General features: G+C 70.0%; 24 protein-coding genes and 3 pseudogenes. 14 read left to right on the forward strand and 13 right to left on the reverse strand.

The genetic code is table 11. The features are described from left to right. Window positions 1–8: 8 nt before the first annotated feature. The 6 genes and pseudogenes from ACWD3E_RS38940 to ACWD3E_RS38965 form a co-directional block, all read right to left on the reverse strand. The gene (locus tag ACWD3E_RS38940) at window positions 9–833 is read right to left on the reverse strand and encodes an MlaE family ABC transporter permease (RefSeq protein WP_451392219.1); all 825 of its coding nucleotides are present in this window, start codon (window positions 831–833) and stop codon (window positions 9–11) included. Between the two features lie 3 nt (window positions 834–836). Beyond that, a complete protein-coding gene (locus tag ACWD3E_RS38945; RefSeq protein WP_451392220.1) occupies window positions 837–1,607 on the reverse strand; it encodes an MlaE family ABC transporter permease in 771 nt (256 codons plus the stop codon). Then, window positions 1,604–2,533, reverse strand: a complete 930-nt coding sequence (locus ACWD3E_RS38950; protein ID WP_451392221.1) for an ABC transporter ATP-binding protein — start codon at window positions 2,531–2,533, stop codon at window positions 1,604–1,606. The genes ACWD3E_RS38945 and ACWD3E_RS38950 overlap by 4 nt, the downstream gene beginning before the upstream one ends. Before the next feature lie 107 nt (window positions 2,534–2,640). Further along, the gene (locus ACWD3E_RS38955; protein WP_451392222.1) at window positions 2,641–3,696 is read right to left on the reverse strand and encodes an RNA polymerase sigma factor; all 1,056 of its coding nucleotides are present in this window, start codon (window positions 3,694–3,696) and stop codon (window positions 2,641–2,643) included. Window positions 3,697–3,797: 101 nt separating this feature from the next. Next, window positions 3,798–4,841 carry a lytic transglycosylase domain-containing protein gene (locus ACWD3E_RS38960; RefSeq protein WP_451392223.1) on the reverse strand — a complete coding sequence of 348 codons (1,044 nt, stop codon included), beginning with the start codon at window positions 4,839–4,841 and terminating at the stop codon, window positions 3,798–3,800. A gap of 560 nt (window positions 4,842–5,401) precedes the next feature. After that, window positions 5,402–5,581: pseudogene (locus ACWD3E_RS38965) on the reverse strand (hypothetical protein); the annotation flags it as partial. Window positions 5,582–5,612: 31 nt separating this feature from the next. Here ACWD3E_RS38965 and ACWD3E_RS38970 point away from each other — a divergent pair. Continuing rightward, window positions 5,613–6,572 carry a restriction endonuclease gene (locus tag ACWD3E_RS38970; protein ID WP_451392224.1) on the forward strand — a complete coding sequence of 320 codons (960 nt, stop codon included), beginning with the start codon at window positions 5,613–5,615 and terminating at the stop codon, window positions 6,570–6,572. A 243-nt stretch (window positions 6,573–6,815) separates the two neighbouring features. Further along, entirely contained in the window at window positions 6,816–7,313 is a 498-nt protein-coding gene (locus tag ACWD3E_RS38975) for a peptidylprolyl isomerase (RefSeq protein ID WP_451392225.1), read from the forward strand. Window positions 7,314–7,490: 177 nt separating this feature from the next. On the opposite strand, the pseudogene ACWD3E_RS38980 reads toward ACWD3E_RS38975, so the two are convergent. Then, window positions 7,491–7,589, reverse strand: a pseudogene (locus tag ACWD3E_RS38980) (IS21-like element helper ATPase IstB); the annotation flags it as partial. Between the two features lie 72 nt (window positions 7,590–7,661). Between ACWD3E_RS38980 and ACWD3E_RS38985 the strand changes: the two are divergent. After that, a complete protein-coding gene (locus ACWD3E_RS38985; RefSeq protein WP_451392226.1) occupies window positions 7,662–8,264 on the forward strand; it encodes a zinc finger domain-containing protein in 603 nt (200 codons plus the stop codon). 159 nt (window positions 8,265–8,423) lie between these two features. Here the strand turns inward: ACWD3E_RS38985 and ACWD3E_RS38990 are convergent, their stop codons facing one another. After that, window positions 8,424–10,403 carry a hypothetical protein gene (locus tag ACWD3E_RS38990; RefSeq protein ID WP_451392227.1) on the reverse strand — a complete coding sequence of 660 codons (1,980 nt, stop codon included), beginning with the start codon at window positions 10,401–10,403 and terminating at the stop codon, window positions 8,424–8,426. 361 nt (window positions 10,404–10,764) lie between these two features. Between ACWD3E_RS38990 and ACWD3E_RS38995 the strand changes: the two genes are divergently transcribed. From ACWD3E_RS38995 to ACWD3E_RS39010, 4 genes are read left to right on the forward strand one after another with little or no spacing between them, the layout of a single operon-like run. Then, window positions 10,765–11,346 carry an RNA polymerase sigma factor gene (locus ACWD3E_RS38995; RefSeq protein WP_451392228.1) on the forward strand — a complete coding sequence of 194 codons (582 nt, stop codon included), beginning with the start codon at window positions 10,765–10,767 and terminating at the stop codon, window positions 11,344–11,346. Then, on the forward strand, window positions 11,343–11,723 hold the full coding sequence (locus tag ACWD3E_RS39000; protein ID WP_451392229.1) for a hypothetical protein: 381 nt from the start codon (window positions 11,343–11,345) through the stop codon (window positions 11,721–11,723). The genes ACWD3E_RS38995 and ACWD3E_RS39000 overlap by 4 nt, the downstream gene beginning before the upstream one ends. After that, window positions 11,720–12,022: a hypothetical protein gene (locus tag ACWD3E_RS39005; protein ID WP_451392230.1), complete on the forward strand. Its 303-nt coding sequence runs from the start codon at window positions 11,720–11,722 to the stop codon at window positions 12,020–12,022. The genes ACWD3E_RS39000 and ACWD3E_RS39005 overlap by 4 nt, the downstream gene beginning before the upstream one ends. Before the next feature lie 17 nt (window positions 12,023–12,039). Then, on the forward strand, window positions 12,040–12,876 hold the full coding sequence (locus ACWD3E_RS39010; RefSeq protein WP_451392231.1) for a serine hydrolase domain-containing protein: 837 nt from the start codon (window positions 12,040–12,042) through the stop codon (window positions 12,874–12,876). Between the two features lie 345 nt (window positions 12,877–13,221). Here the strand turns inward: ACWD3E_RS39010 and ACWD3E_RS39015 are convergent. The 4 genes and pseudogenes from ACWD3E_RS39015 to ACWD3E_RS39030 all read right to left on the reverse strand — a co-directional run. Then, window positions 13,222–13,509: pseudogene (locus ACWD3E_RS39015) on the reverse strand (HEAT repeat domain-containing protein); the annotation flags it as partial. Between the two features lie 784 nt (window positions 13,510–14,293). Then, window positions 14,294–14,692, reverse strand: coding sequence for a hypothetical protein (locus ACWD3E_RS39020; protein WP_451392232.1), 399 nt, complete (start codon window positions 14,690–14,692; stop codon window positions 14,294–14,296). Further along, window positions 14,692–15,258: a hypothetical protein gene (locus tag ACWD3E_RS39025; RefSeq protein ID WP_451392233.1), complete on the reverse strand. Its 567-nt coding sequence runs from the start codon at window positions 15,256–15,258 to the stop codon at window positions 14,692–14,694. The genes ACWD3E_RS39020 and ACWD3E_RS39025 overlap by 1 nt, the downstream gene beginning before the upstream one ends. Window positions 15,259–15,350: 92 nt before the next feature. Beyond that, a complete protein-coding gene (locus ACWD3E_RS39030; protein WP_451392234.1) occupies window positions 15,351–15,926 on the reverse strand; it encodes an RNA polymerase sigma factor in 576 nt (191 codons plus the stop codon). Between the two features lie 153 nt (window positions 15,927–16,079). On the opposite strand from ACWD3E_RS39030, the gene ACWD3E_RS39035 reads away from it, so the two are divergent. From ACWD3E_RS39035 to ACWD3E_RS39065, 7 genes are all read left to right on the forward strand, one after another. Then, window positions 16,080–16,568, forward strand: coding sequence for an Asp23/Gls24 family envelope stress response protein (locus ACWD3E_RS39035; RefSeq protein ID WP_451392235.1), 489 nt, complete (start codon window positions 16,080–16,082; stop codon window positions 16,566–16,568). A 76-nt stretch (window positions 16,569–16,644) separates the two neighbouring features. Continuing rightward, the gene (locus ACWD3E_RS39040) at window positions 16,645–16,812 is read left to right on the forward strand and encodes a hypothetical protein (RefSeq protein WP_451392236.1); all 168 of its coding nucleotides are present in this window, start codon (window positions 16,645–16,647) and stop codon (window positions 16,810–16,812) included. Then, a complete protein-coding gene (locus ACWD3E_RS39045; RefSeq protein WP_451392237.1) occupies window positions 16,809–17,222 on the forward strand; it encodes an Asp23/Gls24 family envelope stress response protein in 414 nt (137 codons plus the stop codon). Before ACWD3E_RS39040 ends, ACWD3E_RS39045 begins: the two co-directional genes overlap by 4 nt. A 52-nt stretch (window positions 17,223–17,274) precedes the next feature. Further along, entirely contained in the window at window positions 17,275–17,961 is a 687-nt protein-coding gene (locus ACWD3E_RS39050) for a DUF6286 domain-containing protein (RefSeq protein ID WP_451392238.1), read from the forward strand. A gap of 26 nt (window positions 17,962–17,987) precedes the next feature. Continuing rightward, window positions 17,988–18,596 carry an alkaline shock response membrane anchor protein AmaP gene (locus tag ACWD3E_RS39055; RefSeq protein WP_451392239.1) on the forward strand — a complete coding sequence of 203 codons (609 nt, stop codon included), beginning with the start codon at window positions 17,988–17,990 and terminating at the stop codon, window positions 18,594–18,596. A 252-nt stretch (window positions 18,597–18,848) separates the two neighbouring features. Beyond that, the gene (locus tag ACWD3E_RS39060; RefSeq protein WP_451392244.1) at window positions 18,849–19,226 is read left to right on the forward strand and encodes a hypothetical protein; all 378 of its coding nucleotides are present in this window, start codon (window positions 18,849–18,851) and stop codon (window positions 19,224–19,226) included. A 109-nt stretch (window positions 19,227–19,335) separates the two neighbouring features. Beyond that, window positions 19,336–20,103, forward strand: a complete 768-nt coding sequence (locus tag ACWD3E_RS39065; RefSeq protein ID WP_451392240.1) for a hypothetical protein — start codon at window positions 19,336–19,338, stop codon at window positions 20,101–20,103. A 390-nt stretch (window positions 20,104–20,493) separates the two neighbouring features. Here the strand turns inward: ACWD3E_RS39065 and ACWD3E_RS39070 are convergent, their stop codons facing one another. Further along, window positions 20,494–21,039: an AAA family ATPase gene (locus ACWD3E_RS39070; RefSeq protein WP_451392243.1), complete on the reverse strand. Its 546-nt coding sequence runs from the start codon at window positions 21,037–21,039 to the stop codon at window positions 20,494–20,496. Window positions 21,040–21,606 lie beyond the last annotated feature (567 nt).

Genomic DNA, 21,606 nt, shown 5'->3' on the forward strand with positions numbered 1-21,606 from the left:
CACCGCTCTCACCCCGCTATCCGTACGGTCGTGGTGGCGCCCCAGATCGCGAGGCTCAGGAAGAAGTCCAGGACGTTGATGGCGACGATCGAGGTCCGCACCGCACGGCCCACCGCGACGCCGACGCCCGCCGGGCCGCCGCTCGCGTGGTAGCCGTAGTAGCAGTGCACCAGGATGATCAGCACGGCGAAGACGATCACCTTGCCGAAGGACCAGAACACGTCGACAGGCGGCAGGTACTGGTGGAAGTAGTGGTCGTACGTGCCCGTCGACTGCCCGTAGTAGCTGGTGGTGATGGTGCGGGCGGCCAGGTACGAGGACAGCAGCCCGATCACGTACAGCGGGATCACCGCGACGAAGCCGGCGATCATCCTCGACGTCACCAGGAACGGCAGCGACGGGACGCCCATCACCTCCAGCGCGTCGGTCTCCTCGCTGATCCGCATCGCACCGAGCTGCGCGGTGAACCCGGCGCCGACCGTCGCGGACAGGGCGAGCCCGGCCACCAGCGGGGCGATCTCCCGGGTGTTGAAGTACGCCGACAGGAACGCCACGAAGTTGGAGGTGCCGAGCTGGTTGAGGGCCGCGTAGCCCTGGAGGCCGACCTCGGTGCCGGTGAAGAAGGACAGGAACGCGATCACGCCGACCGTGCCGCCGACGACGGCGAGCGCGCCGCGCCCGAAGCTCACCTCGGCGAGCAGCCGCAGGATCTCCTTCTTGTAGCGGCGCAGGGTGCGGCCCGTCCATGCGAGCGAGCGCCCGTAGAAGGACAGTTGGGCGCCCAGCTCTTCGAGTGAGCGCAAGGGGCGATCGAGGACTTTCCGAGGTCTCATCGGCTAACCCCTCTGCGGGACGACCTGGAAGTACACCGCGGTCATCACGAAGTTGGTCACGAACAGCAACATGAAGGTGATCACTACGGACTCGTTGACGGCATCGCCCACGCCCTTCGGACCACCCTGTGCCGTCAGCCCCTTGTACGAGGCGACGATCGCCGCGATGGCCCCGAACACGAGCGCCTTGATCTCCGCCGCCCACAGGTCGGACAGCTGGGCGAGGGTGGTGAAGGACGCCAGGTAGGCGCCGGGCGTCCCGTGCTGGAGGACGACGTTGAAGAAGTAGCCGCCCGCAACGCCGACGACCGAGACGAGGCCGTTGAGCAGCACGGCCACGACCATCGACGCCAGCACGCGCGGTACGACGAGCCTGTGTATCGGGTCGATGCCGAGCACCTGCATCGCGTCGATCTCGTCCCGGATCTTGCGCGCCCCGAGATCCGCACAGATCGCCGTGCCGCCTGCGCCCGCGATCAGCAGCGCGGTGACGATCGGCGAGGCTTCGCGCAGCACCGCGAGCACGGACGCGGCACCGGAGAAGGACTCCGCGCCCAACTGCCGGGTCAGGCTGCCGATCTGCAGCGCGATGACCGCCCCGAAGGGGATCGAGACCAGCGCCGTCGGCAGAATGGTGACGCTCGCCACGAACCACGCCTGCTGGATGAACTCCCGTGCCTGGAAGGGCCGTCGGGGCAGGGTCCGGACGACGTCCAGCGCCATCGCGAAGAGGTTGCCCGAGTGTCGGAGCGCACCTGTCGGGGAGAGCCTCATGCGCTGCTCACCCCCGTCCCGTGCAGCTCTGCCTCGCGTCTCGCGATCGCCTCCCAGCGGGGCGGGCGGGTGATGCCGGGGCCGGGCAGCAGGCGGGGAGTCAGGTCCCGGACTCGTGGACCCTCGTCGATCTGGGCCAGCTCCTGCTCGACCTGGGCCGCGTCCTTCTCCTCCGCCATGCCGATCGGCCCCTGCATCCGGCCGTTCAGGAACTGCCGTACGACGGGCTCGTCACTGGTCAGCAGTTCCTCGCGAGGCCCGAACATCACCAGCTCGCGCCGGAACAGCAGCCCGATGTTGTCCGGGACCTGGCGGGCCGAGGCGATGTCGTGGGTGACGATCAGGAAGGTCGCGTCGATCTGGGCATTGAGGTCGACGATGAGCTGGTTGAGGTAGGCCACGCGGACCGGGTCCAGGCCCGAGTCCGGCTCGTCGAACAGGATGATCTCCGGGTCGAGGACCAGGGCGCGGGCGAGCCCGGCACGCTTGCGCATACCGCCGGAGATCTCGCCGGGCAGCTTCCCCTCGGCGCCGATCAGCCCGACCATGTCCATCTTCTCCAGCACGATGCGCCGGACCTCGCTCTCGGACTTGCGGGTGTGCTCGCGCAGCGGGAAGGCGATGTTGTCGTACAGGTTCATGGAGCCGAACAGCGCGCCGTCCTGGAACAGCACGCCGAAAAGCTTCCGCACCTCGTACAGGTCGTGCTCACGGAGCTTGGTGATGTCCCGGCCCTGGATCGTGATGGAGCCGCGCTCCGGCTTCAGCAGCCCCACGAGCGTCTTGAGGAACACCGATTTGCCCGTCCCCGAGGGGCCGAGCATCACCGAGACCTCCCCGGCAGGCAGAGTCAGCGAGACGTCCTGCCAGATGACCTGGTGGCCGAAGGACTTGGTCAGTCCTTCCACACAGATCTCGACACCCATCCGGTTCCACCCTTCGCCCGTGGAGCAGCTCCGACATCTGCTCTACGGGGAGGCGCGGGGCGTCCGTCGCGGCGACCGGGATTTTTTTCGGACGCGTTTACGGCGTGCTACGGCAGCTTCGGCGACGGCGTGCGCGAAGGCGTCCTCGGGGCAGGGACAGGGGCGGAGAACGGAGCGGCCGGTACCGCCGAGGCCGGGGGAAGCGACGGGACCGACGAGGCGGCCGACCTCGTCGGCAGGTCCGGCACCTTCGGCACGCCGGGCACCTGCGGCGCCGAAAGCCCCGGCAGTGGGGACGAGGGAACGTCCGGCAGGGACGGCACAGGGACCGGCAGCGGCAGGGCCGTTCTCCCGGTGGGTGAGGGCGTCCGACTCCGGGCCTCGCGCGCCGGGGGCGAGGAGGTGCGCGTCTTGGGGGTGCGTCCCCGGCCCGTGGCGTCGCTGAGCCGGACCTGCGCGTTGGACGCGGCCGGCCGCGGCGCCGGACCGTTCCCGTTTCCGCCCGCATTGAGCGCGTACGGCAGCACGAACCCCGCCACCGCCAGGGTCGCCGCCGTCGAGGTCACCGCGACCACCTGGACCTTGCCGCCCCCGCGCAGCCGCCCGCGCCCGACCAGGAACAGCACCAGCCCGAGCGTCCCGGCCAGCGAGGCGCGCAGCGTCCGCCGGGCCCGGGCGAGCAGCGACTCGACGGTCCGATAGCTGAGCCCCATCCGCACCGCGACCTGGCTCACGTCCAGGTCCTCGGACTTCAGCCGGAGCGCCTCCGCCTGCCGGGCGGGCAGCTCTCCGCTGCGCACGGCGAGCCACTTCGCCTCGGCCCGGTCGCACACCGCCTCCTCGACGGGTACCGGGCCCGGCGCGACGAGCGTGGGGCGGCTGCCCACCTCGGCCTCGCGGTTGACCTGCCGGTACCGGTCGACGCACAGCCGCATCGTCACCTTCGTCAGCCAGGCGCCGAGTCGCTCGTCGTCGAGGTCCGGGCGTTCCGCGGCCCGCAGCATCGCCTCATGCACGGCGTCCTCGGCGTCCTCCTGGCTCATGGAGCGTCGTCGGGCCACCTTGAGCAGCTGCTCACGATGGCTCCACATGCGCTGCCAACGCTCCTCGGCGGCCGCTGTGTCCGCAGGTATGTCCGTGTCCGCAGGTATGTCCGTCGCCATGAGGGCCCCTTCGCACTCACCCGCCGGTCCTGTGCTCCCGGCGGGCGGCGACACTACCGCCGAGTAGTCGTGGTTGTGGAGGGGGAGACGCCCATCGTGTTCTAGCCGTTGCCGATGGTCAGCGGCCCGGCGTCGGGCAGCACGCCGCCGCCGGGCAGCGTGAGAGTCGGCTCGGGGACGGGGACCAGCGGCGTCCCGGACGCCTTCGGGACGCCGGCCGTACGGGACGGGCTGGGGGAGGGTGAGGCGGGCGGCGCGGACGGCGTGCGCGAGGGACCAGGGCTCGGCTTCCGGTCGTCCGAGGGCTTCGACGGCGAGGGCTTCGGCCTCTGCGGGCGGGACGGCTTTAGCCGGTCCGACGGGGATCCGGCGGACGCGTCCGGCACCACGCGGTGTCCGGTCAGGTAGTACGCGTACCAGGCCTTGACGGTGCGCAGATAGGCGTCCGAGTGGTTGTAGCCCAGGATCGCCCGGTCCAGGTCGGCGGGGTGCGACAGGTCCCGGCCGCCCGCGCACAGGTAGCGGCCGGCGGCGAGCGCCGCGTCGTAGACGTTGTTCGGGTCCGACCGTCCGTCGCCGTTGCCGTCCGCGCCCCAGCGGGCCCAGGTGGACGGGATGAACTGCATCGGGCCGACCGCGCGGTCGTACACCGTGTCGCCGTCGTACGCGCCGCCGTCGGTGTCCGGCACGACGGCGAAGGCGCCGCCGGTCAGCCGCGGGCCGAGGATGGGCGTCACGGTCGTACCGTCCGGGGTCACCCGGCCGCCCCATGCCTGCCCGGACTCCACCTGGCCGATCGCGGCCAGTAGCTGCCAGTGCAGCCGGCAGCCGGGCTCGCTGCGCGCCAGCTCTTCCTCGGCACGCCGGTACGCGGCGAACGCGCTCGCGGGCAGGGCGCCGCCGCCCGTCGCTCCCGGTGCCGAGCCGTTCTTCCGTGTCCGCAGCGGGGGAAGTCCGGTGCGGTACGGGGTGTTGCCGGACACGCTGGGGCCGTGCTCGGCGGGAGCCGCCTTCCGCGCGGGCTCCGCGGCCTCGGCCGAGACTGCCCCCGGCGCCTGCGACGCGGTCAGGACGGCCATCGCCGCCGCCGCGATCGCCGTAGCCCTGGCACCCCTCAGTGCCCCCTTGAGTGCACGCGCTGTCACTGTGCAGTCCCCTCCGTGGGTGAATCCGTCGTCTGCTCTACGCGGCCGGAGGGCAGGTCCGTCGCGTGGAAGCGGGCGGATGGGGCGGCGCCTTTTCGGGAGGGGGGTACACACGCGTGTCCGCCAAGGTCTCACCAAGCGGTCGGGGCGGTCACCGACCCCGATCGCCGACCCGCCCCACCACGTGCGTAAGGGTGGGCTGCGGACGGTCTGGCTCGAAGCGGGAGCGTGTCAGCTCGCCGCCCGTGTGAGCAGTGCTGACCTGGACGCGGGGACTCCAACAGGCTTGCGAACATGGGTGGTTGGCCGGAGTGCGCTCGCTTGCTGCGATCGGGCAGGGGCCCGCAGCGCCCCGCAGGACACCCTCGCCCGCCTCGGCGCCCGTACCACGACCGCGTTCAGCGCCTGTGTCGCGCCGAGCGCGGCGACCATCCGCCGTGTCCTGAACGCCCGTATGCCCGGGCGGGCTCTCGGACCTGCTCGGTACCGATCCTGCCGGGGCCGACACCCTGGCCGTCGACGGCAAGAGCGCCCGTGGCTCACGCACCGCCCCTCGGCCAGAGCAGCGCGGACTCCGCAGTGCCGTCGGTGTTCTTCTGCTCCTGGTCCTCGCCGTCGGCGCCGACGGTCGGGCCCTCCTCGTCACGCTTCACGTGCATCTTGCGCTCGTGCCGGCCCCGGGACAGGGCGCGCGAGGCCAGCTGTTCGACCAGGCGCTCATCGTGGGAGCGCAGGCCCTGGTGTGTCAGTGTTTGCTTCTAGGCTGTTCGTATGAGCTTGCTGGAACCTTCCGCGGATTCGGTCCGGCCGTCGCCGGAGCGCACGGTGCGGAGTGTGCTGGAGTCGGCCCTTGAGCAGGCGACGTCTGTGGACCTGGAGGCCGCGTTCGCGTGGATGACGGAAGGGCGTCTGGCGGAGGAGCTCCTGGCTGACTGGCGTGGGCTGGGCGAGGAGGTGAAAGCCGAACTCGCCCGCTGTGAGAAGGCCATCCGGACCCTCAAGGATGTGACGGCACCACAGGACACCGTGCGCTACGGGCGCTGCGCGGCAGAAATGATTCTCAAGGGGGACCTGCGCGAGCTGGTGTCCGTAACGGACAAGGCCGTCCAGCGGTGCGAACAGGCGCGTCATGACGTCATGATGGACCTCGGCCGACTGATGAGGGAGCGGCGCACGCAGTTTCCCTCGGCCAAGGCCGCCCCGTTGGGCGAGCTGCTTGAGGAGCTGAAACGGGCGCGGGCACGCTACGCCTGTGCTTCGGAAACCCACCAGGACGAGTTGCAGCAGCTGGATGCGGAAGAACAGCAACGGCAGGAGTACCTCCAGAGCAGCGCCAGCATCTCCCTTGAGGAGATACGCGACCTCACGGGCCGGGAGTTTGAAACGCTCATCGCCTCGCTCCTGGAACGCGACGGATACGTGGTGCAGCGCGCGTACGGGGGTGCCGGTGACAGGGGCGCGGACGTCATCGCCACCGGAGGGAACGGTGAACGGATTGTTGTGCAGTGCAAACTCCGAAGGACACCGTCCGCCAAGATCGGATCGCCCGAGGTGCAGACGTTCAACGGAACGGCCAGGCCGGACCACCGGGCCACCCATCCGATCATGGTGACGAACGCACGCTTCACTCAGGACGCGGAGGCGGCAGCGGCGAGGTACGGTATCGCCCTGGTGGACCGCACGGCATTGCGCACTTGGGCAACTTGCGGGAAGCCCCTGGAACTGGACTGATGCCAGGGGGAACTGTTGCGCTGTCTGGGTTGCCGGATCGGTATAGGGCCTGTCGCCGAGCGCGGTACCTGTCTGTGCTGCGACGGCTTCGCCACGCCTACCGAGTACGGGGTTCACTGGGCCCGGGTGTGGCCGCGCCCAGCTGTATGACCGCGTCGCGCCCGGTGCTCGCCTCGTCCTGCATGTCTGGTGATGCCGGGCCCGTTCGGCGTGCCCGGCATCAGGGGTGACAGGATGAGCCCCATGAGCAACGTCTACTTCGATATCAGCATCAACGGCTCCGCTGCTGGCCGTATCGTCTTCAACCTGTTCGACGAGGTCGTCCCGAAGACCGCGCGCAACTTCCGTGAGCTGGCCACCGGCCAGAACGGCTATGGCTACGCCGGTTCGGGCTTCCACCGCATCATCCCCCAGTTCATGCTGCAGGGCGGTGACTTCACCAACCACAACGGCACCGGTGGCAAGAGCATCTACGGCGAGAAGTTCGAGGACGAGAACTTCAAGCTGAAGCACGACCGCAAGTACCTGCTGTCGATGGCGAACGCCGGCCGCAACACCAACGGCTCGCAGTTCTTCATCACCACCGTCCTCACCCCCTGGCTCGACGGCAAGCACGTCGTCTTCGGCGAGGTCGTCGAGGGCCAGGAGCTCGTCGACCAGATCGAGGCCCTGGGCTCGCAGTCCGGTGCCCCCAAGGGCAAGGTCGAGATCGCGGCCTCCGGCGTCGTCGACGCCGCCTGATCCCGGCCTCTCGCCCTGGTCCGATCCGCTGAGCAGGAGCGTGCGCAACACCACCACCGGCACGACCAGGGAGATGAAGTCGCCCGGGGCCAGGACGGGCCTCACTGGTGACGAGTACGAAGTTCAGTGGCGCCGTCGGCGCGAGGCGTCCCAGGCCGCACAGGCAGCTGTGACCGCCGCGAGCGTGTCGACGGCCTCCATCTCGTCGGTGGCCTCGACCAGCTCGTTCACCAGCCTCGTGGCAAGTGTGTAGCGGACGCGGTAGCCCTTCACGGCGGGGACCGGCAACCCCCGCCGCGAGGCGGCCGACGTCCGCGAGGATGAGTGGGCAACCGCGACGGGGGAATCGTGACGCAGCAGGAAAGCTGGGGACACTGGCGGCCCCAGTTCCACTCAGGGGAATTGTCTGATCGGGTCCGTGCCTGGTTCCGGTGCGTGGAGTGTCCCACCTGCAGCGCGGGCGCCGGCCGCGCCTGCCGCTCCGCCTCCGGCTACCCCACCGACCACCACCGGGCCCGGCGCGACGCCGCCGGACCGCCGCCGTACGAGGAATGGACGGAGCAGGGGCTCATCCCGGAGACCCGACGCCCGCCTTCTCCCGCCATCCTCGAGGCCAGCCGCGCAGCCCGACAGGAGTTCCGGGTCGATCAGCCTCTCGGTGACGCCGTGGCGCTGGTCCGCCGCTTCCTGGTGGACGGGCTCAGCCTCCTGATGGACGACGCCGTGATCGACCGAATCGATGACGACATGCGGACTCTGCTCCTGACGCGCGGGCCCGAGGGAAGCGCAGAGGTGGCCACCGTCCTGGCCTCCCAGGTCGCCACACTCCTGAGCCTGGCGACGCCGGACGGCGATCCCGACGCGCTGTACAGCGACTGGATTCGCTCACAGATCGAGTCGGCACGCGATTACCAGCGTGCCGAGCAGGGCCTGCGCCCGCACGAAACGTGAACACCTGCCGTACCCGTCGGGGTCGCCCTCGCCGCGGGCCCGGCGGGCCCGGCGGGCGCGGTAGGCGGCCGGCGCCGCGCCCGCCGAACCGGCGCCGGGAAACCTTAGCGGCGAGGTACCGAGGGACCTGCACGAGTAGCGGCCGATGTGACTGAGCAGTCAGTCGGTTGCGCTGAGCAACTCGTCGACGGCAATGCGAATGGACTCGTCTTCGCAGAAGGCGCGCCACCCGCCGAAGTAGTGAAAACGCCGGTCACTTGTAGGCAGGTCGCGCAAGAGATGAGCGGCGGGCTGGGCAGCGTGGCCGATCCGGGTGAGATAGCGCACCGCGGGGAGCATGACCGGTAGGTAGGTACCCTCGGCCAGGTTCCGCACGGCCTCCAGGAGGGCCGGGACGGTGCTCTCGGTGTCGCCGGTCGCGGCCCACAGGGCGTGGGCGGCCTCGACGCTGGTCCAGGGGTCGGCGGCACCGATCATCGTCCGGAGTTGGTCCGCGAAGTTGACGGCGTGGGGGCCGAGGTCGGCCAGCTTGCGCAAGGCGGGGTGGGGGAAGCGGCCCCCAGTGGCGGCAGGCCCCAGCACCTTCAAGGCCGGGTCCGGCTCCCCGCCGACCTGCCAGTACGCCCACGCGGCGAGTTCCGCGTCTGCGCCTGCGGCGATCGACCGGGCCAGTAGCAGTTCACGTCCTCCGTTGCCTGCCATCCCGATCCCGGCCAGGGCTGTCGCCGCCGCGGTCCACCTCTGGTTGTCCCTCAGCAGGTCGAGCAGCTGCGGCACTGCTGCCTTCGCAGCAGGTCCCCAGGCGGCGAGCACTTCGCAGAGGTGATTGAGCAGTTGGATGTCCGTGGTGGTGCCGAGTCGGTCGCAGATCGCCGGCAGCAATAGCTCCGCGTGGTCCGGAAGGCGAACGAGTATCTCGTGGTGGGCGGGGAGGCCCGGGTGGTGGAAGGCGTCGCGGGCGCTGCCGTGGAAGGCGGCGGCCGATGCGAAGCCGGAGCGGGCGCCGACCACGCGCTCGGCCAGGCCCGGTACGCAGCGTGGATCGTTCATCCGAGCAAGCGCCCACAGGGCCGCCTCGGCGACCGTCTCTCCCTTGCGTGTCGTCCGGGCGGCGGTGTCGCCGAGCATCCCGGCGACCGCGTCGGCATGGGCCGCGGCTGACGGACCGAGGCAGGCCAGCAGCTCGGCCGCCCGGTAGCGCACCTCGGCGACCGGATCGTCCAGCCGCGCCACGATGGCCGGCAGCAGTGCATCGACCGGGGAGCGCCACTGCGACAGCAGCCCGCCCGCCTGCGCCAGGCCTCCGATCCGCTGCTCTTCGTCGGGGTGATCGGCCAGCAGGCCCAGCGTGAAGGCGGAGGACGTGCCTGTGAACAGCGCCGCCGTCCAGTGCTGTACACCTCGCGCCCCGCTTTCCACCGAGCTGGTGCGCTGCCACAACTCCACACTCGGATCACGAACCGCGTCCAGCACGAGCTCCAGCCGCCTCGCCGCGAGGCCCGAGTCGCCGGCCGCGAGCGCATGCACCGCTGCCAAAGGAAGCTGAGGCTCGGGGGAGTCGAGCAACGTGTGGAGGAGGGTGCTGACCTCGCCGGACCTGTCACCGGCCGGCTCCCGCCGGACCGCCTGGCCGAGTGCGAGGACCAGGTCAAGGCGGGTCACCAGATCACTCTCCGCCCGCCAACACCGCAGGAGCGAGGGCAGCAGGAGCGCACCGGGGCTGGCGCAGGCACCGGATATGTCGGCTGCGGCGCGCCGGATCTCGGGCGCGGGATCGGCCAGCAGAGCCAGCACGTCGGGCAGCACCCGTTCCCACGTCGGCTCCCAGTCGGGATCGAGAAACCTCTCGGTGACCTGCCCGGCCTCCGCTGCCAGCCTCGCGACCAGTTCCAGCACCGCGCGACGGCTCGGCACATGCGGGGCGGCAGCCAGACGGAGCAGAAAGGGCAGCGTGGCCGGGACAGCGGGGCAGATCCAACCGCCCTGGTGGAACAGCAGGTTGAGCAACTCGAACGCTGCCTCCTCCGCGTCCTTCGGATTCGGTCCTGCACATCGTTGCAGCAGCCCGGGCACGTCCTCGGCAGACCCGTAGTTGTGTTCCAGACCTGCCCAGTCGACCGCTTCCAGCCCCTCCCACATGCGCGTGACCCTACCCGCCCGGCCGAGACGTGGCCGAAGAGCTTGCGACACAGGGAGCAGCGCAGAAGCCGTTCCGCCGCCCGCTCGACCTCCTGAACCTCACCTGATCAGCAACAATCCAGGATCACGAGACTTTGCAACAGCGCTGGGAGGTGAATCCTTTCCGGACCTCCCCGCCTCTTATTTGTGTACCGGCCGAACGGGCCGGCGGAACCGGGAGGAAACACCAATGATGATCACTAGCCTCGTAGTGATCGGATCCCTGCTCGTGGGCGCGTGCAGCTGGCACTTGATGCGGCGCTACAAGAGCCGAAGCCGGCCGGCGCCTGCGCACGGGGCTCCTTCCGGGGATGAGTAGCACATGAACCAACGCTTCCCCTGGCCGGACGAGCGGCTGATCAAGGCTGCTCAGGACGGCGACGTCACTTCGCTCACCACCGTCGTCATGAAATCGCAGCCTCATGTGCGCAAGTTCGCCATGTCGCTGTGCGCGTCACCGCAGGACGCGGAGGACGCGGCGCAGGAGGCGCTGATCATCCTCTACCGGAAGATCGGCACCTTGCGGGCCACTGGCGCGCTTGCCTCATGGATGTTCCGGATTGTGCGCAACGAATGCCTCCGGCAGGTACGGCTGCTCGTCTCGCGGGGCGACGATGCGTCGGCCGAACCGGAGGCGTCCGCGGAACCGTCCGCCGAGGACGCGGTGCTGCACAGGCTGGAGGTGGAGCGGGTCGCGGCGGCGGTCTGTGCCCTTCCCCGTGACCAGCGGCAGGTCCTGATCATGCGGGACGTACAGGGCCTGCCTGGCAAGACCGTCGCCCATTCGCTCGGTCTGAGCAACGCCGCGATGAAATCGCGGCTGCACAGAGCACGTGCAGCTCTGCGCCACTCACTGACAGCGACCGATCAAGTCATCGACCAACCAGTCGGAGGAGACTCATGACCGTGAACACCGTGAAGCCCGCGCAGGGGGCGAAGGCCCGGGTCACGACACAGTCCGTGGCGCCCGAGATGAACTTCGCCAGCAAGTCCGTCCCTCGCCACCTGGCGCGCGGCGCCATCGGCTTCGGACTGATCATCGGCTCGATCGGCCTGGTGCCCATCGCCGGCCCGGCCACCCTGCTGGCGGCCCCATTGGCCCTGATCGCCTTCCGCGGCTGCCCCACCTGCTGGATGGTCGGCCTGGCGCAGACCATTTCCCGCGGCCGTCTGGAGCGCCAGTGTGCGGACGGCGTCTGCACCCTCACCAAGGCGCACCCGGCGGCAAGGGCCGCAGACGAGCCGACAGCCGACATCAACGTCCCGGCCGCTTCCCGGTGACCATCACGGCCTTTCCCGTGGACCGCGAGCCGGCAAACGCCCGCCCCGGCGGCTTCAACCAGCTCCGCGCGGCGGGCTACGCGAACATCGCGGCCGGCCTCCGCGAGATGTCCTGCGAACCTTTCCGCCGCCCGCTCGACCTCCTGAACCTCACCTGCTCAGCAACAATCCAAGATCACGAGACTTTGCAACAGCCCTGGCGTCCTAGCGCCCGCTATCTCTACCGATGGGTGGCTCGCAACCGGCATCGGCTGCCCGGCGGCACCACAGCCTGCCCCTTGCCCGCCTCCCACACCTGAAAGACCACCCTCCCATCATGCGTCGCACGCCCACCTGCATCCTGAGCAAATCGGAACCCGCCCGGATCAGCGGCGGTCACGCCGCAGACCGCTTCGTCGAGATCGGCTCCCTCACCAAAGTTCTCACCAGCACTGTCCTGCAGCGCATGGAGGAGACGGGCCTGCTGCACAGCGACGATCTCTTGGAGCGCTGGCTGCCCATACCGCCCGGCAGCCGCATCACGCTGCGCCATCTCGCACGGCACACTTCAGGGCTGCCGCGGCTGCCCCCCAAAATCTCGCGCCACGACCCCTACAAGTCCTTCGACGACCACGCCCTGGACTCGCTGCTGGGGCGCCTCAACACGCTCATCCATGGGATTCCGGGGCAACACGAGGAGTACTCCAATCTCGGCTACGCCGTCCTGGGCCGCGCCCTCACTGTGGCCGGTGACGCACCGTATGAAGAACTCGTGCACACATACGTGCTAGCCCCGTTGGGCATCGGTGACGTCATGGCCGACCCACCCCCTGAGCGGCGCCTGCTCGCTCCGGGCCGGCTGCGCAGGCAGCGCCGCCCATGGACCATGTCTGGCGCGATCCTCCCCGCCGGAGGATTGTGGGCCACCCCGCGCGCCGCGGCTGACTTGGTCGTCGGCCTGCTCATCGAGCGCAGCCTCGGCGGCCCCGGTCTTGCCTGGCAGACAGCCGGCCCCCTGCTGTGGCACAACGGCGCCACCCGCGATGCATCCGTCTTCGCGGGCGCCATGCCCGACGGCCGCTGGGTGCTTGTGCACCGTCTGAACGGCCCGCCCGAGGCCACAGACCAACTCGGCCTGCAAATCCTCAAGGACGGGAAACTTCCTACCCACTGAGTTCCACCAGCTGACGCGGGCGGATCTTGCGGGCCGACACCGAGTAGAGGTTTGCGTCGAAGGCGACCAAGCAGTCCTTGCCGACGTAGCGGCCGGGTGAGGAGTGGTAGCGGGCTCGGTACTGGTGGGGCCGTTGGCGCTAAGCACTTGATCTTGGACAGCAGTGGGCCCCGGCGGGCGAGATACCGCCGGGCGGAGGCCTGCCAGCACCCGTCCCCCGTAGGTGCTGCACCCGGTTCCCTGGTCCCGGTCGACCGGGACGGGCGGGACGAGGGAGCCGACGCCACTTGACACCAGCGCGCGCCAGGCGGCCTTGAGAGCCGCCACGTTGGCTCCCAGCGCGGCGACGGCGGCCTTCCGCATGGAGGCGGCCGCGTCGTCCGTAGCGTGCCGGACGAGGGCGGACGCCGTGGCGGGGCCGTCGGGCCAGCCGGCGGCCAGTTCCGTCAGGGCGACGTAGCGAACCTTCGCGTTCCGGTGCCCGGCGTCGAGATGGTGGTGCAGGACTGCATGGGTGTCGTCGGGCCATCCGGCGCACAGGGCGCGAACCGCCTTGCGCTGCGCGGTCTGGCTGTCGTCGGTGAGAGCACACTCGCGCAGGAGTGGTGCGCGGTGTGCGGATCGCCTTGCCAGCCGGCGGCGAGCGCCTCGAGCGCTGCCTCGCGCACGGCCGAGTCCTCATCGGATCTGGCTCGGTCACGCAGGAGTGCGGCGATTCTGAGATCGCCGGACATGGCCCGTGACCTGGCCATCAGTCACGGCAAGCACCGTTGCAGTACTTGGCCTCGGCCATGATGCTCCGGCTCACCTCCGCCCGGGCGGAGGTGAGCCGGACATTGTGTCGGTCGGCTTCGAGGTCAAGAAGTCCTCTCTGCGCGAGCGGAGGTGAGTCGCCCGTCTCCCGACGCTCATCACGCAGTTCGACAGTGACGAACCCGACTGGAAGAACCCGCAGGTGCGGCACGGCGGGCGCCGACCTTCTCCTCCACGCTGCTGTCGCTCGTCGTACAGGGTGGGGCGGCGGTAGTAGACCGCCGCCACCTCCCGGGCAAAAGATCTTGCCCGACCGCTGGACGTTTTGCGGCCGGCCAACGGCGTCCAGGGTGTAGAGCGATGCGGCGGCGCAGAGTCTGGGGCGGGGCTGGATGCGAAACCAACGGTCAGGAACGGAGACTGGGAGGTGCGGTACGCGATGACCGTCACCTCCGATCCTGTCTGCTCCCAGCCGGCCTCCCGTCGCACGGACCCTGAGCCGGACTGCCGGAGCTGTCCTTGGGCGCTGTCGGCAGTACCCGCGTCCGAGCCGGCGCCGGGCCGCTGATCGTTCCGCAGGGGCTGGCGGACTTCCACGACGTTCACCGAGCGGGGGTCTGTACGGTCTTTGACAGACCCCCGCACAGGCCAGCGGGCACGCCACTTACGACTGAATCTGACCAAGCCCTGCCGGGAAGCCTGGGCGGTCGGCGATACGGGTCACGACGACCTCGACGGTGACCCGCTCCGCGGCATCGTGGGCTGCGAGGTGGGAGAGGACGACGGCCTCCACCCGGTCGTGGACGTTCTGGGCGATGTCCAGCGCCCGCCGGCCCTCGGCCAGGACGCAGCGCACCTCGATGTGCCACCCCGAACCGTCCGGCGCCCGGTCGGCGCGGATGCCTGCCTCGGGGGATCGGTGCGGCGTGGCGTCCGTCTGGTTGGGCGCGGCGGCTGCCGCGAGGCGATGGGAGAGGCGGGGTTGCAGGCCTGCCACGCCGGGAACCGCGAGGGCTGCCTCGGCCGCGACGCCGAGGAGCGTGGCCGTGCGGATGGCGGTCATCACGCACCGCCGCCCGTCGTGACGCCGGGGCGGAGGGGCAGATCCGGCTCCAGGACGTCGACCACGGTGATGTCGACGGTAGTCAGGGCAAGGCCCAGGGCCTGTTCGGCCGAGTGAAGAACAGCTCGGCGCACCTCATGGACCCGGTCGGGCAGCGGGCGGTCCAGCGTAGCGGCCAGGGTCATGGCCACCCGCACGTCGGCACCTTCGCCCTCGGGTACGAGCCGGCAGCCCGCGGCCCTCGCACCGGGAATCGTGTCCGCCGCCTGCCGCAGTACCCTCGCCGCGGCGTTCTCGGTGATCCGCAGATCCCGGTCCGGGTCGGCCAGGGGCAGCAGCCGCCCGAGCCGTACTTCCGCCTTGACGATGTTCATGACGCGGTCGGCGAGTGCATGGAGGCCGGGAGTGTCCTCGGCGCGCAGCGCCAGGGTGGCCGCGTCCACCGCGGCCAGCCCCTCGACGGCATCGCGGCAGTGAGGACAGGAGACGGCGTGCGGGTCGGCGGCCGGTGCCGCGTCCCGCGCCTGCTCCCAGACCCGGCTGAGCAGGCGGCCGCAGGGCAGCACCTCATCACCTGCGAACGGGGGTGTGTCGGTGGCCGGGCCGGTAGGAGGTCCGTTGGCTTCCGTGGATTCGAAAGCTCGCGCGTGCGGGTCGTCTAGCGCCATGGGCCCATCGCCTCCTGCAGGGATCGGCGTGCCCTGAACAGTCTGCCGCGTACTGTCTGCTCGCTGGTCCGTGTCACGTGGGCGATCTCCTTGTAGGACAGGCCCTGCACCTCCCGCAGGATCCAGCAGAGCCGCTGCCCGGCGTTCAGATCGCCGAGCGCGCGGGACAGGGCGGCGGAGGCCATGTCCTGCTCGGCGGACCGGGCGGGCTGGCTCCAAACGTCTTCCGCCGCGGGCTCGGCGACCGTGTCCAGCAAGAGGAGCGGCGGCCGTCGTCGGAGCATGGTCAGGCAGCGGTTGACGGTGATCCGGTACATCCAGGTGCGGAACTCCGCGCTGTGGCGGTATTCCGGCAGTCGCCGCCAAGCGCTCACGAAGGCGTCCTGAACGGCGTCCTCGGCGTCTTGGGGGTTGCCGAGCATGCCGTGGGCCAGAGAAAGGAGGGGCCGGCCGTGCCGCTGGACGAGAACGGCGAAGGCGTCTTCGTCTCCCTCGACCGCCCGTACGGCCAGGAGTCCGTCCGGCAGGTCGCATCCCAGTGGTGGGAAAGCAGTGCGTTCGATCATGGCGCTCCCGCGCAGGGCCCCGGCCGTCCGGGTACCCCGAGAGGTCATTTGTGATGCATATCACATTCGATATGTGTGAGAGATGCGCCGACCGATATGTCCAACCCTCGAAGGGCGCCACACCGGTGTCCGGAACCGATCGAGGCGACCGTCATGACGGACAACATCACCAGCGTCGGCGGAGGCAGCCGGCCCGATGCGGGCGTGAGCGCGTTGAAGGGTCCTACCGGGGCCGGGGCTCCGGCCGAGACACGGGGGAAGACCACCATTGCGGATGGCGTGGTGGCCAAGATCGCGGGCATGGCGGCCCGCGAGGTACCAGGCATCCACAACCTCGGGGCGGGCATGGCCCGCGCCTTCGGCGCCGTGCGGGACCGCGTTCCCGGCGGGGCCGGAGGCGGAGCCGTCACGCGGGGAGTGAAGGTCGAGGTCGGCGAGCAGCAGGCCGCCGTGGATCTGGACGTCGTCGTCGAGTACGGCGTCTCCATCGTCGACGTCGCCGGCGACGTACGTACCAATGTGATCAGCGCCGTGGAGCGGATGACGGGCCTGGAGGTCGTCGAGGTGAACATCGCCGTCGATGACGTCCACCTGCCCGACGAGGAGGAAGAAGCCGAACCGGACCAGAGCCGCGTGAGGTGATCCACCGCCGCACCCCGGGCGGGCGCGGGTGATCGCGCGAACGGCGACGTACGTTCGCGAGACGGGTGAGTGCAAGATGAACGCAGCAACGACGGGCCTCGCGGCCGGCATGGCCCTGGGCTTCGCCGGTTACTTCGGCGGCTTCTGGGCATTTCTGCTGGTGCTGGTCCTGGGTGCGGCGGGGCTGATCGTCGGCCTCGCCATGCAGGGCGACCTCGACCTCCGGGTACGGAGGCAGCGGTGAAGACCCGGCCCGGTTCCCCCGGCGAGGGGTCGGGCCCGGCCCCACCGGCGCCTGCCATCGGCCTGCCGCCCCCGGCCGAGCGGGGCGCCACCGTCATCCCGGACAGGGTGGTCGCCCGTATCGCCGCCCGGGCCGCACGCACGGCGCAGTCACGGCGCGCCGCCGTTCCGCCCGAGCGGAGCGCACCGGTGGTGCCGAGCGCCTCCGCCGCCGTCCGTTTTGGGACGGTGCGCCTGCATCTGACCATGGACCTGCCCTACCCCACCGACATCCCCGGTGTCTGCGAGCGGATCCAGCAGGACGTCGCCGAACGGGTGGCCCAGCTGACCGGCTTGCGGGTGGGAGAGGTCACTCTCACTGTCCGGCGGCTGGTGACCGCCGTCGACGCGAGCCGCGGGCGGGTCCGGTGAGCGTCCAGGTGGCCCGGGGCGCCCGGCACGCTGTGCAGGAAGGGGGCCCGCGATGACATCCGAACCCGGCTTTCCCGGCCGTGGCTCCGCGCCGTCCGCGCACCGGGCCACAGTGCCGCTGACGAAGGAGCCCGATCCACCCGAACAGGACGCACCCAACCCGGACCGCACGGCCGAGGAGCGGGGCAGAGGGCACCGGACCCGCCGCCCGTGGTCCGCGCGCGGCATCCCAGCAGCCCTGGTCGCCTCGGTGATCCTCGTGGCGGCGGTCGCGGCGCTCGTCGACGTCATCGCCGTACGGGCGGGACGCCCGGCAGCAGCCTGGCGACGTCACCTGGCCGACGCACTGGCCACCCGCTCCGTGGACGACGTGTGGATGCTCACCGGAGCCGCCGTGGCCGCCGCCCTCGGTGTCTGGCTGATCGTCCTGGCCCTCACCCCCGGCCTACGCCACTGGCTACCCCTGCGCTCCTCCGCCGACTGCCCCCGGCTGCGGGCCTCCCTGGACCGCGACGGCGCCGCCGACCTGCTGCGCGACGCCGCCATGCGGGTTCCCGGAGTCGGCGCCGCGCGCATCCGGGTGCGCCGTCACCGCATCAAAGCCCGCGCGGACGTCCGCTTCCGCGAACCCCGGCAGGTGAAGGAGGACCTCACCGCCGTCCTCGACGAGGAACGCGACCGGCTGGCCCTCGCTCGTCCTCCCCGCATCATCGTGCGGGTGCGGCAACGCACCCACTGACCGAAGACAGCACCGGAGTCCGCACCATGACACCGCGATCCGCAATGAACCGCAGCCTGCTGACCCTCGGTGGAGTGGTCCTGCTCGGCGGCGGCCTGCTGATCCTCTTCGCCGGGCTCGACCTCTACCGGCGATACGATCTGGTCCCGCCTGGCGGATGGCCCCTGACCACCCCGGACGATGTCCTGCTTCGCTCCGCCGACCGGACCCGCTGGAGCAGCCAGGGCTGGTGGTGGTGGCCTGCGGTCATCGCCGTCCTTGTCCTCGCCGCCCTGCTCGCCCTGTGGTGGCTGCTCGCCCAGCTGAGCCGATGCCGTCCCGGAGCGCTGACCGTCGGCGGCACACCCCCGCAGGAGGGCGTCGAACTGCGCGACCGGGCGCTCGGCGACGCGATCGCGACCGACGCCGGTGCCCTGCCGGAGGTCGAGCATGCGGCTGTACACATCACCGGCCGACCAGCCCATCCCCGCACCCGCGTCAGGCTCACCCTCACCCCTCACGGCGCCCCCGGCGCCGCTCTCGACGCTCTGTGCGAAGGCCCGCTCCGGACCGCTCGTCGATCCACCGGCCTCCTTGACATGCCCGCCGAGGTCCGCCTCCAGGTCGCCCGCCACAAACCACACCGCGCGGAATAAGGGCTCGCAGAGAATCAACATGCTGATTTGATCCCTGCGGGGCTGCTGTTCGCGAGGAACGCGGTGACGTCGGCGGGCGTCCGGAACCTGGCTGTCGAGGGTGGAATGGTGTAGCCGTGCGCGGCATTCCCGTTTGCTCGTGAGCTGCCGGTGCCGGAACGGCGCAGGGGTACTGACCATCCGGCAGCGCCCGCTCCGTCACGGCTTCTCTCACCGTTCGAGGTTGTGTGGCGTCCCCGCCGGCGGATACCGGTGGGGACCTGGTGGTGGTCCGTCGCGGTCGCGGAGCTTGGCGCGTATCGCTTCCTCGCGTGCGGCCATTTCGGCGCGGTACTCCTCCCGGAGCAGGCGGAACGCTTCCTCGTGGCCGTGCTCGTCGACCAGCCGTGCAACCCGGTCCGACCGCCCACGCATCCTGCGCTGCCGCTCAAGAGCCTGTCGCCGCTCCCGCAGCGCGCAGCGACGGGACGGCATGAGCAGGTTGAGGATGCCCCGTTCGAGCGCGCCGATCCCACGGGCGAGGAGTGCCGGGAGAGCGAACACCAGCGTGACGAGGAAGAGTACGAGCACCGTGACCGCGAGCCTGATCGGCGTGCCTATGACGTACAGCAGCAGATACAGGCGGTCTAGCCTAGGGGCCCCTGGCGCGTGCCCGGATATGCTCTGCGGTCCGCGCGTGTCAGGAGCCGTCGGCCGAGAGGGCCGGGCCGGTAATCGCGCAGAACGAGGGGGAGGGGACATGCGCAGAGCAGGTGTCTGGAGTGCTGCCGCTGTGGTCACGGCGGTGAGCGTGGCGGCGGCAACCACGGCCCATGCGGAGGGCAGGGGGGACATCCGGGTCGTGAAGACCGTTGTCGATCATGGCACCAACGTCGTCGTCGGGACGTCGAAGACGATCGAGTTCCCGATCGTGATGACGATCAGGGACGACTCCGGAGTCAAGGGCGTGACCCACCTGGCGGCGTTCTCCGTGAACAATGGATCGGGCGATGCGGAGTGGACCGGCACGAGCTGCACGAAGTCGTCCTCGACGACATCGGTGTGCACGGCGACGATGCGGTTCGTCCCGGTATACATGGCCGACAACGGCGGGAACGCTTCAGCGGGTGTCTACCAGGTCAACGCCACCGTCAAGGCGAACGACGGCGACTACTGGATCTCGGACGACATCGCCCGGTTCAAGGTGCAGAGGGCGTCGAAGCTCGTCACGGACGCCTCGCCGGAGCCCGTTGCCAAGGGCGGCAAGCTGACGGTCACCGGTTCGCTGACCCGGGCGAACTGGGAGGACCTCAAGTACCACGGCTACGGCGCCCAGGACGTCAAGCTCCAGTACAAGAAGACGGGTTCGTCGTCCTACAGCACCGTGAAGACGGTGGTGACCGATGCGGCAGGCAAGCTCCGCACCACCGTCATCGCGAACGCCTCCGGCACCTGGCGCTGGTACTTCCCCGGGACCACGACCACTGCCCGGGTGACGTCACCTGGCGACACAGTGACGGTGCGCTGACACCGACAGAGCTCCAACCGCCCGTAGCCAAGGACGCGCAGGCACCGGTACAGGTGCACAGCGGCGGCCCGGACCACCACCGATGGGCAGGAGGTCCTCGCCGATGGCATTGCCTATCTGTTCGGTGATGCGGAATGCCCGGGCTGTGCCAGCGTCTTCAACGTGGCGGACGAGTACACCGCTGCCAACCGTCCGGTCATGCGATAAGCCACGGCTGGACCCTACGGGTGGACCCAGAGCCGGATCGCGGCGACGGTGACCGTGTCGTGGAAGAGGGGGCCCTTGGGCTACCGCGTTGATCACCCGCCGGTGGTCCCGCCACCCCATGCCAAGATCCATCAAGACGGCGGATGCCCGCAGGCCATCACCGCCATCACCAGACCGGATGCCTTACCGGCTCGGACCCGCTCCGATACGGTTCAGCACCTGGTCGGCCAACTCATGCGGCGTCAGCTCGCCGTCCAGGAACACGGTGTCGCTGGGCAGGGTGTCAGCCACGGCCATGCACGATCCGATCCTGCCCTTGCACCAGCGCCGGACCCGCTCGTCCTGCTCGGGGTCGTGCGGCGTGAAGCTCCGTCCGTCGATCCGCTTCTCCAGGACCTCCCGGGAGACCTTGAGGAAGAAGTGGTGAACGGTGATGCCCGCGTCCTTCAGCGCGCTGAAGATCTCACTGGCATACCCGGGGTCGACCAGGGTCATCGGGATCAGGACCGGGCGGTGGTACTCCTCGACCAGACCCACCGCCAGGCCGGCGACCTGTCGCCGCCACAGCCGCAGATCCTGGAAATCACCGGTCGGCACCTCCACGATCTGCCGCAGGACATAGCCGATCATCTCCGGGTCAAAGACCAGCGCCTCGGGCCAGCGCGGACGCAACTCGTCCGCCAGCGTGCTCTTACCGCTGCCGAACGCACCGTTCACCCAGACGATCAACTCGATCCTCCCCGCCCCGTCGCCATGCCCCGTCGTCGGGCCCGGCATGTCGGATCAGCATGCCGCGCGACTTGGGTGGGGCCAGGTTCCATTGGCAGATCATGCCCGAAAGATCGCCGAGTGGGGCCGAATCCCACCGTCGAACGAAGCCGATTAACGCTGTCGAAGCCAGATGGTGGCAGCGACAAGCACTGCCGAAAGCCCCCTGTGGCACCGATGCCAAACTGCGCGACTGGTGCGGTTCCAGGGGCTTCGCCCTCCCCCTACATCGGGACATGGTCCCGCCGCTCCGAGCGGAGGTTCAGAACAGGCTCTTGAGAGGCGGTGGACGCCATGGTGCCGACCGGGGCGCACCCTGCCCGGCCCTATGGCTTCGTCTCCGGGCGGGGCGTGTCGTGGTGCCGGAACGACGCTGGTTTCGACGGGTCACGTCCGTGTGGTCTGTCGTGATCGTTTCTGCGGTGAATCCTTTTAGGACTCCGTTAGGTCTGTCTTGATCTTGGTGTTGTGTGTGTCCTGCTGGGAAGGGGCTGGTGGCAGGTGGTGCAGATGCCGGTCCAGCACCTC

The organism is Streptomyces sp. NPDC002676 (assembly GCF_053592455.1).

What these genes read in the sequence shown, in the direction of transcription:
- ACWD3E_RS39010 (WP_451392231.1), top strand. Translation starts at nt 12,040, where the DNA reads ATGCGTCGCACGCCCACCTGCATCCTGAGCAAATCGGAACCCGCCCGG.
- ACWD3E_RS38945 (WP_451392220.1), bottom strand. Translation starts at nt 1,607, where the DNA reads ATGAGGCTCTCCCCGACAGGTGCGCTCCGACACTCGGGCAACCTCTTC.
- ACWD3E_RS39055 (WP_451392239.1), top strand. Translation starts at nt 17,988, where the DNA reads ATGACACCGCGATCCGCAATGAACCGCAGCCTGCTGACCCTCGGTGGA.
- ACWD3E_RS38995 (WP_451392228.1), top strand. Translation starts at nt 10,765, where the DNA reads ATGAACCAACGCTTCCCCTGGCCGGACGAGCGGCTGATCAAGGCTGCT.
- ACWD3E_RS38940 (WP_451392219.1), bottom strand. Translation starts at nt 833, where the DNA reads ATGAGACCTCGGAAAGTCCTCGATCGCCCCTTGCGCTCACTCGAAGAG.
- ACWD3E_RS39030 (WP_451392234.1), bottom strand. Translation starts at nt 15,926, where the DNA reads ATGATCGAACGCACTGCTTTCCCACCACTGGGATGCGACCTGCCGGAC.
- ACWD3E_RS38950 (WP_451392221.1), bottom strand. Translation starts at nt 2,533, where the DNA reads ATGGGTGTCGAGATCTGTGTGGAAGGACTGACCAAGTCCTTCGGCCAC.
- ACWD3E_RS38975 (WP_451392225.1), top strand. Translation starts at nt 6,816, where the DNA reads ATGAGCAACGTCTACTTCGATATCAGCATCAACGGCTCCGCTGCTGGC.
- ACWD3E_RS39035 (WP_451392235.1), top strand. Translation starts at nt 16,080, where the DNA reads ATGACGGACAACATCACCAGCGTCGGCGGAGGCAGCCGGCCCGATGCG.
- ACWD3E_RS39000 (WP_451392229.1), top strand. Translation starts at nt 11,343, where the DNA reads ATGACCGTGAACACCGTGAAGCCCGCGCAGGGGGCGAAGGCCCGGGTC.
- ACWD3E_RS39050 (WP_451392238.1), top strand. Translation starts at nt 17,275, where the DNA reads ATGACATCCGAACCCGGCTTTCCCGGCCGTGGCTCCGCGCCGTCCGCG.
- ACWD3E_RS38990 (WP_451392227.1), bottom strand. Translation starts at nt 10,403, where the DNA reads ATGTGGGAGGGGCTGGAAGCGGTCGACTGGGCAGGTCTGGAACACAAC.
- ACWD3E_RS39065 (WP_451392240.1), top strand. Translation starts at nt 19,336, where the DNA reads ATGCGCAGAGCAGGTGTCTGGAGTGCTGCCGCTGTGGTCACGGCGGTG.
- ACWD3E_RS38970 (WP_451392224.1), top strand. Translation starts at nt 5,613, where the DNA reads ATGAGCTTGCTGGAACCTTCCGCGGATTCGGTCCGGCCGTCGCCGGAG.
- ACWD3E_RS39040 (WP_451392236.1), top strand. Translation starts at nt 16,645, where the DNA reads ATGAACGCAGCAACGACGGGCCTCGCGGCCGGCATGGCCCTGGGCTTC.
- ACWD3E_RS38955 (WP_451392222.1), bottom strand. Translation starts at nt 3,696, where the DNA reads ATGGCGACGGACATACCTGCGGACACGGACATACCTGCGGACACAGCG.
- ACWD3E_RS39020 (WP_451392232.1), bottom strand. Translation starts at nt 14,692, where the DNA reads ATGACCGCCATCCGCACGGCCACGCTCCTCGGCGTCGCGGCCGAGGCA.